This is a genomic window from Geobacter sp., from assembly GCF_030834625.1.
Lineage (GTDB): Bacteria > Desulfobacterota > Desulfuromonadia > Geobacterales > Geobacteraceae > Geobacter.
In genome coordinates this window covers 24,116-38,064 of the sequence record NZ_JAUQXO010000056.1, presented here as the reverse complement: position 1 = coordinate 38,064, position 13,949 = coordinate 24,116, and the positions used below count along the sequence as shown (strand labels likewise).

Genomic DNA, 13,949 nt, shown 5'->3' with positions numbered 1-13,949 from the left:
GTGGTCTGTGGCTGCCACCGCTATTACTGTTTATTGGTTGGCTGGTTTGCATCCTTTGAAGTCAATTCATACACTGCCTAGCCCCAACGGGTACTTCCAGGGGACTGTCGCTATCGCGCCAGCCCCTGAAGCTCAACGTTAGGCCCTGGCCGAATCTATTCACCCCCGTAAGGAGATTTTCCACCGTGGACATCCCACGAATATTCAACATTACTGAAAGTGCTCACCGCATCCACAACCCGATCACTCCCGAAAAGCTCGCCACTCTCGGCGCGGCGCTGCGTCTGGAATTGGGGACCCGAGTGCTCGACCTCGGCAGCGGTTCGGGAGAGATGCTGTGCACCTGGGCACGCGATCACGGTGTCATCGGCACCGGCATCGACATGAGCCAGTTGTTCACCGAGCAAGCGAAACTACGTGCTGAAGAACTCGGCGTCGCCGATCAAGTCGAGTTCATCCATGGCGATGCTGCCGGCTACGTCTCTGACGAGAAGGTCGGTGTGGCAGCCTGTCTCGGGGCCACTTGGATCGCAGGGGGAGTCGTCGGCACTATCGAGCTTCTGGCGCGGAGCCTGCGCACCGGAGGGATCATCCTCATCGGCGAGCCCTACTGGCGGCAGTTGCCGCCGACGGAAGATGTTGCCAAGGGGTGTCTTGCCAACTCAATCTCCGACTTTCTCATGCTTCCTGAACTTCTCGCGTCTTTCGGCAACCTTGGCTATGACGTCGTTGAAATGGTTCTGGCTGACCAAGACGGCTGGGACAGATACGAGGCGGCCAAGTGGCTCACCATGCGCCGATGGCTTGAAGCCAATCCCAACGACGAGTTAGCGAAAGATGTTCGAGCCGAACTGACCTCGGAACCCGAGCGCTACGTCGCTTACACGCGTGAATACCTAGTCTGGGGTGTGTTCGCGCTGATGCCGCGGTGAAGCGCGATGACGAGTAGTTTGTGCACTGAATTGCCGCCTTGGCCTAACCATCGCTTCGAGGGGACCGCCGAGAAGCTGCGCTTCTCGGTTTCCCGTCGGCTTCGCCGCCGGGCGGCCCCTCAAGCTGAACGTTGGAAACTGTTATTAACGCGAGGATATCTGGTTGAAAGTACTATACGAGATCCCTGTTCGCAGTGGAGTTACTGTGCCTGTTAATGGTGATACGCCACCTTTGAGGCTTGGCAATGCGTTGATTAACTGGAAAATAAGTACAGGAGGCAACTTAGAGTCTGTCATAATCGAATTTTCTGGGGTTCAAATGCAATACACTGAAACAGGTTCGATATCATCATCATTTCCGTCACTTGAACAAGAAGCATACACAATCTCATATTACATCGCAAATCGCCTACTCATACAAACTGCCTTTGACGCGATCCGTCCATCTAGAGTACTTTCTGACGCACCTACGCTTATTGCTGAGACCTTAGAGGAGAAAGAAGAGCTAAGCTCAAAGGGCAGGTCAGTTTGGAGCAACCTCGATCTACGCTTAACCATTCGTAACGAATTTGCCCCATCTTGCTATACTGACAGATACGAACATTCTGCTGCTTACGGCTATTTTGCTGAGGCCCATAGGGCCGCAAGTGAATTCCAGCAATTCGAACTACTATACAAAGTCGTCGAATACTTCTTCTCAGAAGATGGCACATCGCTTGACGCTGCAGTTTCAGCACATATCGTGCCCCATGATTCTTCTTTCACTTCCACTTCAATCGAGAGTTTACGTCGACTTAGAAGTCGAATCGTTCATCCACGTGCGCGTCATGGTCACATAGATCCACAGTTTATTGTAAACGTTCAGGAAGTTCGTAAGAATTTACCACTGATAAAGCAGTTAGCGGCTTTACTCCTTGAACATCCTACGTTTTGATCTGAACGCCCATAATTCCAACCCTTACTTCCAGGGGACTGTCGCTATCGCGCCAGCCCCTGAAGCCCAACGTTGAGAAAAACTACATAATAGGAGAACTGTATGAAATTTAGATGTTTTTTGAAGGTGGCTTGCATCGTTATTTGTTCGGCGACTTTTACACAGCAAGCCAACGCAACTGTGATCAACGGGGGATTTGAGTCCGGCCTTGATAGATGGTCGCTGTTTACAACTGCAAATGGAACCCTTGGCGATTCGCCATTGCCACAGGTTGCGGCATTTGATGTTGCTGGTAACTCCGTCTCCTCTGACAGTTTAAAGCTCAGTGTCGGATATGCTACAGCACCATGCAGTTTTCCTGGTCTTTATTGTTCACTCCCCACCGAAGGCGGAGGTATTCAACAATCCGTTTCTATCCTTGAAGGAGTCTACTCCCTGAACGTGGACATTGCTGTTGAGAATACCCCTTTGTATGGCGGGCGTAACGGAGATGGTGGCACATTTTATTTGATTCTTGATGGATTGGTTCTTGATCAGGTCAGCTTTGGAGAGATAACCGCAAACTCAGTTAAGAGAGACCAACTAAATTTCCAGGGTTTAATTACAGAAGGTCTTCACGATTTCCAAATACTGGTTACTCGTAACTACGCACAATCTGATAGCCTGTTCCAGTACATTGACAATGCAACAGTTACTCCAGTACCGGAGCCTAATACACTTGGGCTGCTTGCTGTCGGTTGCGTAGTGGCGTTCTGGGCACGACGCAAACTACCTTTATAACAACCGTGCAAAGGAGTTCCAATTTGTTCCAACGGGTATTTCCAGGGGACCGGCTCTCCGCGCCGGCCCCTGAAGCCAGACGTTGGGGTTCCTCTCCTTTATACCAATATTAACGCTTGACGTTATTACTGCTTAGCGTTATGCTTTTCCCATGATCCAGTCGTTCAAGTGCAAGGAAACACAGAAGATATTCAACGGCCGCTTCTCTTCAAAGCTTCCTCAGGACATCCAACGCCTTGCTGCACGGAAGCTGGACCTGATTGACGGCGCCGGAGAGCTGGATGATTTGAAGTCGTCGCCGGGCAATCGCCTTGAGGCGCTCTCCGGCAATCGGGGCGGCCAACATAGCATTCGTATCAATGATCAGTGGCGTATCTGCTTCATATGGCGTGACGGTAACGCCTTCGAGGTGGAGATTGTGGACTACCATTAGGGAGTGAGTCATGAGCAAAAGAGATTTTCCCCCCATCCACCCCGGCGAAATCCTTAGAGAGGAGTTTCTTGTTCCGTTGGGCATCAGTCAGTATCGGCTCGCCAAGGAGATTCACGTTCCGGCGCGGCGTATAAATGAGATTGTCTTGGAGAAGCGCGGCATTTCGGCAGACACCGCGCTTCGCCTTGGCCGGTATTTCGGGACTACCGCCCAATTCTGGATCAACCTGCAGGCCCATTACGACCTTGAAGTGGCACGTGACGCCCTAGAGGACACACTGGAGCAGCAAATAAAGCCGTTCAACAAGGCAGCCTGAGCCCAACGGGTACTTCCAGGGGACCGTCGCTACGCGCCGGCCCTGAAGTCTGACGTTGGTAGCGATTTTGTTGTGCTATCAAAATATGATTGCATCAACCCCCTGTAGCCTGTTATCCTTTCCCTATGAACAAATCCCACCGCAAGACTCTAGAGGCTATTTTTTCCCAACCGGTTCCCGGTTCGCTGGAGTGGCGTCGAATCGAATCGTTATTCGTAGCACTGGGGGCGCAGACCATCGAGGGAAGTGGGTCGCGCGTTCGGTTTGTTTTGAACGGCATCATCGGCACGTTCCACCGACCGCATCCGGCAAAAGAGGCAAAACCTTATCAGGTTCGAGATGCACGAACATTCTTGGAAAACTCAGGAGTTAAACCATGAGCACTATGAACTACAAAGGATATGCAGCAAGAATAGAGTACAGCGATGAAGACGCCTGCTTCATCGGCCATATTGCTGGAATCAAAGATGTCATCGGCTTTCACGCCGAGTCAGTAAAGGAGTTGCGTGTAGCATTCGAAGAGGCTGTTGACGACTATCTGGCAACATGTGAAAAGCTTGGCCGAGCTCCACAAAAGCCTTATTCGGGCAAACTCATGCTTCGTGTCCCTCCTGAAGTACATGCCCACGCAGCAATGATGGCCGAAGCTCACGGAATGAGCCTTAACCAATGGGCAGTAGAGGTGATTTCAAAAGCTTCCTGAGCAGCCACCAACTGGCACTTCCAGGGGGCTGTCGCTATCGCGCCGGCCCCTGAAGCCTGACGTTAGCTGTGAACCATATAACAAAACAAAGGACATTATGACTAACCTAATCTTTGGTGGATTTTTCATATTTATCGGAATGTATTGGTTTTACACGGTGCTTGTCCTTAAAAACCTTTCGACGTTCTTTCCTTGCCATGATGCACTAGAGCCAGGAGCCGCAGAAGATTCTTCAATGGTTGACATCGTTCAAGGGATTATCCCCGCCTGTTACAGATACAATATAAACCTACGCATTACATCCAAGTCATTATGCCTTATCCCCACAGGCATTTGGGGATGGCTTCCTAGCATGGCTATACCTCGTGATCAGCTTGCTATTGTAAAATATCAGGCAGGCGTGTTGCCTGTCATTGAGCTTTCCATCCACAGTCTCACAACCAGGTTATTTGTACGGGGTGATGGCGCTCAAATGATTAGGGATGATCTTAGTGCAACAGCTAACAAGGGGTTGGTGTCGGATGCCGCAAACAACGGGGTCCAGCACACCCCCTGAGCCGTTGGAAACAATTGAAAACATGAATAACCACAACATTTCATTCATGCATTGGCGTGCTATCCCACGCCACCACCCATCCGCATTCCTTCTCGCCGCGCAACTGTTGAGCCTGGTGCTGTACGCCCTTTTTGACGGGAGTTCCAGCGGGCGGGCAGTGCTCGGTGCGTTCGGAGTCCTGGTGCTGGCGCTCGTAGTCTGGGTCATCAACCGCAGTCCGACAATCCGGTGGATAGCATGGGTCATCGCGGTCCCAGCATTTGCGCTTTCGCTTCTGTCAGTGATGATTATCGACCAGAACCTATTGATTTGGTCATCGCTGTTGGAGGCAACGCTGTATTTTTACGCGGCTGGCAGCCTGATAGCCTACATGATGAAAGATTACCGGGTGACCACCGACGAGTTGTTTGCCGCTGGCGCCACTTTCACCCTTCTTGCGTGGGGATTCGCCTATGCGTATCTGGTTTGCCAAACATGGGTACCGGGCAGCTTCGTCGGCGGTAACCATCCCGGGCAACCGCTGACCTTCCTCGAGTTCCTGTCACTGAGCTTCACCAACCTTTCGGCAACCGGCCTCGGCGATATCCTGCCGATTAATCCGCCGGGGCGGGTGCTGGTGATGCTGGAACAGTTTGCCGGCGTCGCCTACATCGCCGTGGTGGTCTCTCGGTTGATTGGAATGACGATCGTTCGTTACGAGGGGAAGGGAACATCCTGACACCACTGTTCTGCCGGTGGGCTTGTCTGACTCCCCCAACAAGTCCGCCGGGTTGCTTACGCTCCTGGTGAACTGAGCGTTGGGCATCCCATCAGCAGCACGAACCGTATTTGAAGCAGGAAGGGAAGCAGCAACATGACAAGCTATCTTGAGGGTGCACTCATCAAGGACGAGAAAGTTATGTATACAGGTAACATCAGCCTGTGGTGTCTTGCGCCACTCATCATCCTTGGGTTTCTGTTCCTGATTCTGTATGGCTTTGGCCTCATTTTCTGGCTGGTGGCATTCGTGCGCTACAAAACCACTGAGCTTGCCGTAACGAATAAGCGTGTCATCGCCAAGTTCGGGTTCATCAGCCGCAAGACCATTGAACTCAACATCAACAAGGTCGAAAGCATTCAGGTCAATCAAGGCGTTCTTGGGCGCATTTTCAATTACGGTTCTTTGACCATTTCCGGAGCAGGCAACCCACAGGCTCCTATTACCGGCATCTCGAAGCCAATGGATTTCCGCCGGGTGTTCATGGAGACCCAAGACCAAGCTGCCCAGGCAAAGACGGAGTAGGCTCATGGTTGCTGCGGGCTTTGTTATGGCGTACACCTTGTGGTAGCAGTACCTTCAGTAGGTAAATGCAAATCCGGGTGCTTGTTCGGATGAACCGTCTGCTGCGAATCATCCGCTATTCATGGGCCGCGCCTGCAAGCTCGGTGGGGCTTCTCCTGTTGGTCGTAGCCGTCTGCCTGGGGGCCACCTGCCGCGTGGTCGACGGGGTGGTTGAGGTTGCCGGCGGCCGGTTCTCCCGCGTTTTTCCGTTGTTGCCCCGCGTCTTCCACTTCGAGGCCATTACCTTTGGTCATGTGGTCATCGGGCTGGACCACTCCCTCCTCGCGCATCTGCGCACCCACGAGCACGCCCATGTCCGCCAGTACGAGCGGTGGGGCCTTCTGCTCATCCCCCTCTACCTCGGTTCAAGTGCCATTCAAAAGATGCGGGGGCGCAATCCGTACCTGCACAACCGTTTCGAGCGCGAAGCATTCGCGAAGGCCGCCACTCCCCCGGTCGGGCTGCACGCAACCATCGAGAAGAGTGATGCGGACGCCTGACTGACGGGAGAATCTATTCAACGCCAGGTGAGGTCGAGGCGGTTGCGTTTGGGGGGACGGCGGTAGGTGGTCACCGGGTAGCCGAGGAGGATGGTGTAGCCGGGGCGGTGTCCTTCGGGGAGGCTCAGGGCCTGCCGCAGCGGTTCCCACGCCTCGGCGGCCATCTGGAAGAATCCCCCCAGGCAGGTGCCGACGCCGTGGGCTGGCGCCACGATTTCCAGGTGAGCGGCGGCGATGATGGAATCCACGTCGGCCGTCGGATGCTGACGGTCGGAGTAGGGGATGACCAGGTGAGGGGCATTGCGGCAGATGGGGTCGTTCCCCTTGCGCCAGGAGCGGATCATGCCGGCGACGTTGAAGTGGGGACCCAGGCGGGAGCCGCCTTCCCGTTGGGAACGGAGCCAGTCGACTGCCAGCCCGGTCAGCCGTCGCACCTCGGAGGTGTCGTGGATGACCAGCCACTTTACTCCCTGCCTGTTGCTGCCGGTTGGGGCGAACCGGACAACGTTCAGAAGGCCTTCGATGGTTTCCCGGGGTACCGGATCGGGCCGGAAGTGGCGGATGGAGCGCCGCATCCGCAGGTAGGCGTCGAGGTCTTCCGCCGCGAGAGGGGTGCTTGGCGGCGAGTAGGTGGACGGGTCGAGGCGGGGGGCGTCCACCAAGAGGGCACTGGTGGGGCAGACCGCCTCGCAGTGGCCGCAGGCAATGCACCGGGCCGCGCCGGTGTCAGTGAAGCGCGGGGAGAGGCTCCCCTCAGGCAGCTCGATGATGCGCAGGGGGCAGGTGGCAACGCAGGCGCCACAGCGGGTGCAGAGGGTGCCGGTAACGATCAGGTCGGGCATCGTTCAGTTCTTTCCCGTGGCACTTCCCGCTGCCATGAGTCCCCGGAGCGTCTTCAGGTTCATGACGTCGAACTCGTCATCGTCCCCCTTGGGGGTCTCGAGGATTTTCGGGATGTTCGCAAAGCGGGGATCGTTGACCAGTGACCGGAACCCTTCGAGCCCCATGGCCCCCTGGCCGATGTGCTCGTGGCGGTCGACCCGGCAGTTGAGCCCCTTCCTGGAGTCGTTCAGGTGGAAGCACTGGAGTCGGTCGATGCCGATGATCCGGTCGAAGTCGGCGAAGACCTGCCGGTACCCTTCCGGCGTGGTGATGTCGTAGCCGGCGGCGAAGGTGTGGCAGGTGTCGTAGCAGACGGCGAAGCGGCCGGGGTGGGCGGAGCCGTCGATGATGGCCCGCAGGTGCTCGAAGGTGTACCCCAGGTTCGTCCCCTGGCCGGCGGTGGTTTCCAGGAGAATCTTTCCGGTGAACTCGGGGACCGCGGGGATGAGGAGGTCGAAGGCCTCGCAGATGCGCTTGATGCCGGTCTCCTCGCCGTCCCCCACGTGGGCGCCGGGGTGCATGACGATTTTGGTGATGCCGAGGCGGGCGCAGCGCTCCATCTCCTCCCGGAAGGAGAGGAGGCTCTTGTCCCGGGTCTCCCCTGCCGGTGCCGCCAGGTTGATGAGGTAGATGTCGTGGCAGACGATGTCGTGGAGTCCCGATTCCGCCCACTTCTCCCGGAAGAGGGCCACGTCGGAGTCGCTGGGGATCTTTCCCCGCCACTGGTTGGAGTTCTGGGTGAAGATCTGGATGACGCCGCAGCCCACCTTCACCCCCCGGTCGGGGGCGTTGTGGAGACCGCCGGCGATGGACATGTGGGCGCCGAAGTAATCCATGAATAACCTTTCTTTGCTACAGGTTACAGAGAGTAGGGGCGGGGTCTCCCCGCCCTTTGCCCGGCCATCTGGTTCAGAAGCGGGCGGGGAAACCCCGCCCCTACATATCTCGCCGAGGCCTGAGATTATTCTTGATCAGTTCGATCCGCTCGGCATAGTCCCCCTCGGCGAGTAGCACTTCCCCATGGGGCTCGCTCCAGATGGGGCGGGGCCAGAGGGGGTCGGTGGCGAAGCGGGGGACCAGGTGCCAGTGCATGTGGGGGACCATGTTGCCGAGGAGCTCGTAGTTCATTTTAGCGGGGCGGAAGAGGGTGTTCAGGGCCGCAGCCACGGTGGTGACCTCTTCCATGACCCCCTGACGTACCGTGCGATCCAGGTGGAAGAGCTCGGTGACGTGCTCCCTGGTGAAGACGAAGGTGTAGCCGGGAAAGAACTGGTCGCGGTTCAGCATGACGAGGGTGTGGTCCAGCTCGGCGATGCGCCGGGCTGGTTCGTCGTGCCATTTCGTGCACATGGGGCAGGGTGTGGTCATGGCGGGTCCGTAGGGGCGGGGTCTCCCCGCCCGATTATTGTGCGGTAGAAGCAGATAAGGGCGGGGGAACCCCGCCCCTACGGGTCAGATGTCTATCTCGCCGGAGAAGACCTCCGTGGCCGGGCCGGTCATGTAGAGGAAGCCGTCGTCGGCCCACTCCAGCTCCAGGTCGCCGCCGGAGAGGTGGTTGAGGATCTTCTTCTCGGTGAGGCCGTTGAGGGCTCCGGCCACGCAGACGGCGCTGGCGCCGGTGCCGCAGGCGAGGGTCTCGCCGGCGCCCCGCTCCCAGGTCCGCTGGCGCACCTCGGTGCGGGAAATGATCTGGACGAATTCCACGTTGGTGCGGCGGGGGAACATCTCGTGGTTCTCGATGAGGGGGCCGTACTTCTCCACCTGGAAGCTTTCCACGTCGTCCACGAAGATGACGCAGTGGGGGTTCCCCATGGAGACGCAGGTAATCTGGAACGTGGTATGGAGGATGTTGAGGGGCTGGCTGACGATCTGCCCGTCGGCGGGCTCGCCGACCATGGGGATCTCGGCCCGCTTCAGGCGGGGTACGCCCATGTTGACCCGCACTTTCTCGATTTTTCCGTCGGCGCCCGGCACGAGCTGGAGGGTTAGGATGCCGGCGCCGGTCTCGGCGGTGATCTCCTTCTTCAAGACGATACCGTGGTCGTAGGCGTACTTGGCCACGCAGCGGATGCCGTTGCCGCACATCTCCGACTCGGAGCCGTCGGAGTTGAACATCCGCATCCGGACGTCGGCCTTGTCGGACGGCATGATGAGGATGAGACCGTCGGAACCGATGCCGAAGTTGCGATTGGAAACCTTGATGGCCACCTGCTCCGGGTTGTCGACCTGCTCCTCGAAGCAGTTCACGTAAACATAGTCGTTGCCGGCACCGTGCATCTTGGTAAATTTCATGGAAGTTCCCCTCGTTATTGAAGAAAGTGGATCACTATCCCGGTAGAAATACCAGAAACGGCAGTCGCCAACAAGGAAAAATCGGCCACCCTTGACCGCGTCAATGGTTCTTGAGTATGATGCGTATAAATAATTGCGCGGAGGTACGTTCCCATGGAACTCAAAAGCAAGATCTGGATGACCGGCAACCTGGACTGGTTCGCCTACGTGGGCGAGGAGGAGATGTACCTGGGGAGGCGCGAGGTTCCTTCTCCCCTCGCGGAGGGGGATGCCTGGATCAACTCCATCGGTGACAGCTTCAAGGTGGAAGAGGGGGAAATAAAGTATCTCGGCAGGGTCGAACCTCCGAAAGCGTTCTGGTGACGGGCCGGTACCGACGGGCGTTGCGGAAGGTCCGCTCCGTGGTATCCTTTCCGTGTATGATCCCGGCGAGGAGGTGCTTCCATGGTGGCGAACCGTGCCGCGTTTGTGGTCCTGTCGATGGTGGTGTTGCTGATGGGCGCGGGGGATGCCGGTGCCGAACCGGTTGATCACTACGGCTTCATGGTCGACCGCCGCGCCAGCTACGACGAGTGTGTCGCCTGTCACGACGGGAGCGTCGCAAAGGCCGCCGTCTACTGCCTTCAGGACTGCTCCTTCAGAACCCCCCATTCCATTCTGCGCCGCTATCCGCCTCCCGGGCGCGAAGCGGCCTACCGTCCGGTCGAGTCCCTCCGGGAGGTGGGGATCGAACTGGTCGGCGAGATGGTCGTCTGTATCTCCTGCCACAACCTGGGTAATCCACCCCCCTATCATCTGGCCGTCGACAACAGTGCCAGCAGACTCTGTCTGGCCTGTCACATCCAGTGATCTGTTATCCCTTCCCCTCGTGCTGAAACTCTGATATCTGTAATGCCGGCCATGTTTCTGTGGAAACAATTGCGCTGCATGTTTATATTCTTGACGCAAAAAGTAAAGGATCGTATAGTGGCCCAAAAGCGGAAGGAGGATTCATGAAGCTCTCGACAAAAAGCCGCTACGGTCTGCGGGCAATCTTTGACATAGCCTATAATTCAGGAAATCTCCCGGCTCAGGTCCAGGATATCTCCCGGCGCCAGGGGATTTCCCCCCGCTACCTGGAGCAGATTTTCCAGGGGCTCAAGCGGGCCGGCATCCTCAAGAGCAAGCGTGGTCCCCAGGGGGGGTACTGTCTCGCCAAGAAGCCCGAAGAGATCACGGTGGCCGAGGTGCTTATCGCCACCGAGCGGGACATGAATCTCGTGGAGTGTTCCAGCAAGCGGAAGAAAAAGGCCGAGTGCGGCTTCGACGGGATCTGCGTGACCCAGGAGCTCTGGTGCGAGGCGAGTTCTCGGCTCATTGACTATTTTTCGTCCATAACCGTGAAGGATCTGTGTGACCGTGGCCAGCAGATAGGGATCAAGCGGGAGCAGGATCACCGGTTCATGTATTTCATCTAGGGAAAAGGAGACGGAGATGCCGGTATTAGACAGCTACAAGGTAATCGAGCAGATTGGCAACACCCCCCTGCAGCGTCTGGCGAAGCTTGAGGCGCCCGGTTCCGCGGCCGTGTACGGCAAGGCCGAGTTCTTCAACCCGGGCGGCAGCGTGAAGGACCGCATCTGCCTGGCGATGATCGAGGCGGCCGAGCGCGACGGAGCCCTGAAGCCGGGGATGACGGTGGTGGAGCCCACCAGCGGCAACACGGGGATCGGCCTCTCCATGATCTGCGCCATCAAGGGGTACAAGCTTGTTCTCACCATGCCCGACACCATGACCGTGGAACGGAGAAGGCTCCTGGCCGCCTACGGGGCCGAGCTCATCCTGACCCCCGGAGCCCAGGGGATGCGGGGCGCCGTCCAGAAGGCCGAGGAGCTGTCCGCCCAGCCGGGGCACATCATGATGCAGCAGTTCAAGAACGCGGCGAACCCGGAAGCGCACCGCAAGACCACCGCTCCCGAGATCATCAAGTCCCTCAGCGGCCAGAGCATCGACGCCTTCGTGGCCGGCGTGGGAACCGGCGGCACCATCACCGGGGTCGGCGAGGTGCTGAAGGCCCAGAACGCCGCCGTGCGCATCGTGGCGGTGGAGCCCGATGCCTCTCCCATCCTCTCCGGCGGCCAGCCGGGTCCCCACAAGATCCAGGGGATCGGCGCCGGCTTCATCCCGGACGTGCTCAATACCAAGATCTACGACGAGGTCATCCGGGTGACCAACGAGGACGCCTACGAAACCGTCCGCCGCTTGGCCCAGGACGAGGGGGTGCTCGTGGGGATATCCTCCGGCGCCAACGTCTTCGCAGCCCTCCAGGTGGCGAAGAAACTGGGGCCCGGCAAGAACGTGGTTACGATTCTGTGCGATACGGGAGAGCGATATCTTTCGACGGGTGTTTTTGATTAGCAGTCCACGTTCGAAGCGTTATCAGGATATTACAGAAGAAGCCCGTTCCCCGAACGGGCTTCTCATTTCAGGGACCACCGATGAACGACGTGCACGAAAAATACGCGAAACTCAAGACAATCCTCCGGGAGATGGGATCGGTGCTGGTCGCCTTTTCCGGCGGGGTCGACTCCACGTTCCTCCTGCGGGTGGCCCACGATATCCTCGGTGACAAGGCCGTGGCCCTTACCGCCACCTCTCCCACCTATCCCGAGTCGGAGTTCAACGAGGCGGTGGCCCTTGCCCGGGCGATCGGCGCCAGGCAGGTGGTGGTGGAGTCCAATGAGCTGGAGATCCCCGGCTTCGCCGAGAACCCCCGCAACCGCTGCTATCACTGCAAGAAGGAGCTGTTCCAGCTGGCCGGCGCCAGGGCCGCGGAGCTTGGCCTTGCCTGGGCGGCCGACGGGAGCAACGTGGACGATCTGGCCGATTTCCGGCCCGGGCGGCAGGCGATCCAGGAGCTTGGCGTCCGGAGCCCGCTTCTGGAGGCGGGGCTCGGCAAGGAGGATATCCGGCAGCTCTCGCGGGAGCTGGGGCTTCCCACCTGGGACAAGCAGCCCTTTGCCTGCCTGTCGAGCCGCTTCCCCTACGGAACCGAAATCACGCCGGAGCGGCTCCGGCAGGTGGGGAGTTGCGAGGAATTCCTGAAGGGTGAGGGATTTTCCACGTACCGGGTCCGCTACCACGGCGAGACGGCCCGCATCGAGCTGGGCGAAGCCGAGATTCCGCGGCTCCTGGAAACGGCTATGCGGCGGAAGGTGGCGGCGTTTTTCAAGGGGGCGGGGTTTACCTACGTGGCTCTGGACCTGGAGGGGTACCGCACAGGGAGTATGAATCTGGGGACCGGGGACCAGGGACCAGGGACCGGGAAAAGCTTTTGATTCTTACCGGTCCCTGGTCCCGGTTTTTCTATTTCACTTCCACATTGATCTGCTTCGGCTTGGTCTCCTCGCGCCGGGGGAGCGTGATGGTCAGGATCCCCTTGTCGCAGACGGCCTTGACCGTATCACGGTCGATGGTGGTGGGGAGCGAAAAGCTCCTCATGAAGGAGCCGTAGTACCGCTCCACCCGGTGGTAGTTTTCCTTCTTCACTTCCTGGTCGTGCTTCCGCTCGCCCCGGATGGTGAGGGTGTTGTCCTCGATCTTTACCTCGATATCCTTTTGGTCGATGCCGGGAAGCTCTGCCTTGATGACGACGCCGTTTTCATCCTCGAAGATGTCCACCGGCGGCTGCCAGACCCCTTCGCGAAGCTCTTCGCCGCTCTCCCTGCTCCACGCCATATCCAGGAGCCGGTTCATCTGCTCCTGCAGGTTCCTGAGATCTCCAAACGGGGTGTACTTGACGATTGCCATGGTTCATGCACCTCCTGCGGGTTATGTTATCCCAAACATAATCACTCATCCGCCATAGTCAAGGGGGGAGGATGCCACTGTCGGCTCCTCCCCCCTTCATTTCCTTCATTTCAGCAACGGTGCTGCTATTTCATTGTCGGACTGTCAGACCCGCTTTCCCTTGGGCACGCTGTGCTTGAGCTTCTTGGAGCCGTCATAGAGACTCCCCTTGATGACCCCCCGCTTTTCCTTCTGGTCCCTCTTGTCGTAGTCGGTGGAAAGGGTGACTTCCGCGTCTTCAGCCAGTCTTTCGATTGTTTCCGCTTGTTTTTCCATCATGCCGAACACCTCGTGTCGTTGATGGGCACGCCGTGGGGGCGCGCCTGTTGGTCGCCGAACCGATTCCTGTCAACACCTCCTCTCTTTGATGTGACACCATAATACCACGGCATCTGTGAGATGCAACCGGCGCAAAGTTAAAATTTTTCAACATTATTAATGAGTTATGTGACGGTGGGAATGCCTTTCGGCG

The 13,949-nt window shown here is 57.8% G+C and carries 21 protein-coding genes; 15 read left to right on the top strand and 6 right to left on the bottom strand.

What is annotated here, in order from left to right:
* Nucleotides 1–185 precede the first annotated feature (185 nt).
* From RCH91_RS13670 to RCH91_RS13625, 10 genes are all read left to right on the top strand, one after another.
* A complete protein-coding gene (locus RCH91_RS13670; protein WP_306535522.1) occupies nt 186–932 on the top strand; it encodes a cyclopropane-fatty-acyl-phospholipid synthase family protein in 747 nt (248 codons plus the stop codon).
* A gap of 163 nt (nt 933–1,095) precedes the next feature.
* On the top strand, nt 1,096–1,866 hold the full coding sequence (locus RCH91_RS13665; protein WP_306535521.1) for a hypothetical protein: 771 nt from the start codon (nt 1,096–1,098) through the stop codon (nt 1,864–1,866).
* Between the two features lie 102 nt (nt 1,867–1,968).
* Complete coding sequence (locus RCH91_RS13660) at nt 1,969–2,646, top strand: PEP-CTERM sorting domain-containing protein (RefSeq protein ID WP_306535520.1); 678 nt, start codon at nt 1,969–1,971, stop codon at nt 2,644–2,646.
* A gap of 151 nt (nt 2,647–2,797) precedes the next feature.
* Complete coding sequence (locus RCH91_RS13655) at nt 2,798–3,079, top strand: type II toxin-antitoxin system RelE/ParE family toxin (protein WP_306535519.1); 282 nt, start codon at nt 2,798–2,800, stop codon at nt 3,077–3,079.
* Nucleotides 3,080–3,089: 10 nt separating this feature from the next.
* A complete protein-coding gene (locus RCH91_RS13650; protein ID WP_306535518.1) occupies nt 3,090–3,395 on the top strand; it encodes a HigA family addiction module antitoxin in 306 nt (101 codons plus the stop codon).
* 125 nt (nt 3,396–3,520) lie between these two features.
* A complete protein-coding gene (locus RCH91_RS13645; protein ID WP_306535517.1) occupies nt 3,521–3,775 on the top strand; it encodes a type II toxin-antitoxin system HicA family toxin in 255 nt (84 codons plus the stop codon).
* Nucleotides 3,772–4,098, top strand: coding sequence for a type II toxin-antitoxin system HicB family antitoxin (locus RCH91_RS13640; RefSeq protein WP_306535516.1), 327 nt, complete (start codon nt 3,772–3,774; stop codon nt 4,096–4,098). Before RCH91_RS13645 ends, RCH91_RS13640 begins: the two co-directional genes overlap by 4 nt.
* Nucleotides 4,099–4,676: 578 nt before the next feature.
* Nucleotides 4,677–5,372 (top strand): ion channel, encoded by a 696-nt coding sequence (locus RCH91_RS13635; RefSeq protein ID WP_306535515.1) that lies wholly within the window; start codon nt 4,677–4,679, stop codon nt 5,370–5,372.
* 135 nt (nt 5,373–5,507) lie between these two features.
* Complete coding sequence (locus RCH91_RS13630; protein WP_306535514.1) at nt 5,508–5,936, top strand: PH domain-containing protein; 429 nt, start codon at nt 5,508–5,510, stop codon at nt 5,934–5,936.
* A gap of 89 nt (nt 5,937–6,025) precedes the next feature.
* Nucleotides 6,026–6,475, top strand: a complete 450-nt coding sequence (locus RCH91_RS13625; protein ID WP_306535513.1) for a hypothetical protein — start codon at nt 6,026–6,028, stop codon at nt 6,473–6,475.
* A 17-nt stretch (nt 6,476–6,492) separates the two neighbouring features.
* Here RCH91_RS13625 and RCH91_RS13620 read toward each other — a convergent pair whose 3' ends face one another.
* The 4 genes from RCH91_RS13620 to dapF form a co-directional block, all read right to left on the bottom strand.
* Nucleotides 6,493–7,317: a nitroreductase family protein gene (locus tag RCH91_RS13620; RefSeq protein ID WP_306535512.1), complete on the bottom strand. Its 825-nt coding sequence runs from the start codon at nt 7,315–7,317 to the stop codon at nt 6,493–6,495.
* 3 nt (nt 7,318–7,320) lie between these two features.
* Complete coding sequence (locus RCH91_RS13615) at nt 7,321–8,193, bottom strand: deoxyribonuclease IV (protein WP_306535511.1); 873 nt, start codon at nt 8,191–8,193, stop codon at nt 7,321–7,323.
* Nucleotides 8,194–8,293: 100 nt separating this feature from the next.
* Complete coding sequence (locus RCH91_RS13610; RefSeq protein WP_306535510.1) at nt 8,294–8,725, bottom strand: HIT family protein; 432 nt, start codon at nt 8,723–8,725, stop codon at nt 8,294–8,296.
* An 84-nt stretch (nt 8,726–8,809) separates the two neighbouring features.
* Nucleotides 8,810–9,649, bottom strand: coding sequence for a diaminopimelate epimerase (gene dapF / locus RCH91_RS13605; RefSeq protein ID WP_306535509.1), 840 nt, complete (start codon nt 9,647–9,649; stop codon nt 8,810–8,812).
* Between the two features lie 153 nt (nt 9,650–9,802).
* Here dapF and RCH91_RS13600 point away from each other — a divergent pair, with 153 nt between their 5' ends.
* The 5 genes from RCH91_RS13600 (at nt 9,803) to larE (ending at nt 12,966) form a co-directional block, all read left to right on the top strand.
* Nucleotides 9,803–10,012, top strand: coding sequence for a hypothetical protein (locus RCH91_RS13600; RefSeq protein WP_306535508.1), 210 nt, complete (start codon nt 9,803–9,805; stop codon nt 10,010–10,012).
* An 81-nt stretch (nt 10,013–10,093) separates the two neighbouring features.
* Nucleotides 10,094–10,498, top strand: a complete 405-nt coding sequence (locus RCH91_RS13595; RefSeq protein WP_306535507.1) for a cytochrome C — start codon at nt 10,094–10,096, stop codon at nt 10,496–10,498.
* Between the two features lie 143 nt (nt 10,499–10,641).
* Entirely contained in the window at nt 10,642–11,106 is a 465-nt protein-coding gene (locus RCH91_RS13590; RefSeq protein WP_306535506.1) for an Rrf2 family transcriptional regulator, read from the top strand.
* A 16-nt stretch (nt 11,107–11,122) separates the two neighbouring features.
* Nucleotides 11,123–12,046, top strand: coding sequence for a cysteine synthase A (gene cysK / locus RCH91_RS13585; protein WP_306535505.1), 924 nt, complete (start codon nt 11,123–11,125; stop codon nt 12,044–12,046).
* Nucleotides 12,047–12,126: 80 nt separating this feature from the next.
* Nucleotides 12,127–12,966, top strand: coding sequence for an ATP-dependent sacrificial sulfur transferase LarE (gene larE, locus RCH91_RS13580; RefSeq protein WP_306535504.1), 840 nt, complete (start codon nt 12,127–12,129; stop codon nt 12,964–12,966).
* A gap of 28 nt (nt 12,967–12,994) precedes the next feature.
* On the opposite strand, the gene RCH91_RS13575 is transcribed toward larE, so the two are convergent.
* On the bottom strand, nt 12,995–13,438 hold the full coding sequence (locus RCH91_RS13575) for an Hsp20/alpha crystallin family protein (RefSeq protein WP_004514477.1): 444 nt from the start codon (nt 13,436–13,438) through the stop codon (nt 12,995–12,997).
* A 144-nt stretch (nt 13,439–13,582) separates the two neighbouring features.
* Entirely contained in the window at nt 13,583–13,756 is a 174-nt protein-coding gene (locus RCH91_RS13570; protein ID WP_306535503.1) for a hypothetical protein, read from the bottom strand.
* Between the last annotated feature and the right edge of the window lie 193 nt (nt 13,757–13,949).

What these genes read in the sequence shown, in the direction of transcription:
- RCH91_RS13660 (WP_306535520.1), top strand. Translation starts at nt 1,969, where the DNA reads ATGAAATTTAGATGTTTTTTGAAGGTGGCTTGCATCGTTATTTGTTCG.
- RCH91_RS13655 (WP_306535519.1), top strand. Translation starts at nt 2,798, where the DNA reads ATGATCCAGTCGTTCAAGTGCAAGGAAACACAGAAGATATTCAACGGC.
- RCH91_RS13650 (WP_306535518.1), top strand. Translation starts at nt 3,090, where the DNA reads ATGAGCAAAAGAGATTTTCCCCCCATCCACCCCGGCGAAATCCTTAGA.
- RCH91_RS13645 (WP_306535517.1), top strand. Translation starts at nt 3,521, where the DNA reads ATGAACAAATCCCACCGCAAGACTCTAGAGGCTATTTTTTCCCAACCG.
- RCH91_RS13640 (WP_306535516.1), top strand. Translation starts at nt 3,772, where the DNA reads ATGAGCACTATGAACTACAAAGGATATGCAGCAAGAATAGAGTACAGC.
- RCH91_RS13635 (WP_306535515.1), top strand. Translation starts at nt 4,677, where the DNA reads ATGAATAACCACAACATTTCATTCATGCATTGGCGTGCTATCCCACGC.
- RCH91_RS13630 (WP_306535514.1), top strand. Translation starts at nt 5,508, where the DNA reads ATGACAAGCTATCTTGAGGGTGCACTCATCAAGGACGAGAAAGTTATG.
- RCH91_RS13625 (WP_306535513.1), top strand. Translation starts at nt 6,026, where the DNA reads ATGAACCGTCTGCTGCGAATCATCCGCTATTCATGGGCCGCGCCTGCA.
- RCH91_RS13620 (WP_306535512.1), bottom strand. Translation starts at nt 7,317, where the DNA reads ATGCCCGACCTGATCGTTACCGGCACCCTCTGCACCCGCTGTGGCGCC.
- RCH91_RS13615 (WP_306535511.1), bottom strand. Translation starts at nt 8,193, where the DNA reads ATGGATTACTTCGGCGCCCACATGTCCATCGCCGGCGGTCTCCACAAC.
- RCH91_RS13610 (WP_306535510.1), bottom strand. Translation starts at nt 8,725, where the DNA reads ATGACCACACCCTGCCCCATGTGCACGAAATGGCACGACGAACCAGCC.
- dapF (WP_306535509.1), bottom strand. Translation starts at nt 9,649, where the DNA reads ATGAAATTTACCAAGATGCACGGTGCCGGCAACGACTATGTTTACGTG.
- RCH91_RS13600 (WP_306535508.1), top strand. Translation starts at nt 9,803, where the DNA reads ATGGAACTCAAAAGCAAGATCTGGATGACCGGCAACCTGGACTGGTTC.
- RCH91_RS13595 (WP_306535507.1), top strand. Translation starts at nt 10,094, where the DNA reads ATGGTGGCGAACCGTGCCGCGTTTGTGGTCCTGTCGATGGTGGTGTTG.
- RCH91_RS13590 (WP_306535506.1), top strand. Translation starts at nt 10,642, where the DNA reads ATGAAGCTCTCGACAAAAAGCCGCTACGGTCTGCGGGCAATCTTTGAC.
- cysK (WP_306535505.1), top strand. Translation starts at nt 11,123, where the DNA reads ATGCCGGTATTAGACAGCTACAAGGTAATCGAGCAGATTGGCAACACC.
- larE (WP_306535504.1), top strand. Translation starts at nt 12,127, where the DNA reads ATGAACGACGTGCACGAAAAATACGCGAAACTCAAGACAATCCTCCGG.
- RCH91_RS13575 (WP_004514477.1), bottom strand. Translation starts at nt 13,438, where the DNA reads ATGGCAATCGTCAAGTACACCCCGTTTGGAGATCTCAGGAACCTGCAG.
- RCH91_RS13570 (WP_306535503.1), bottom strand. Translation starts at nt 13,756, where the DNA reads ATGATGGAAAAACAAGCGGAAACAATCGAAAGACTGGCTGAAGACGCG.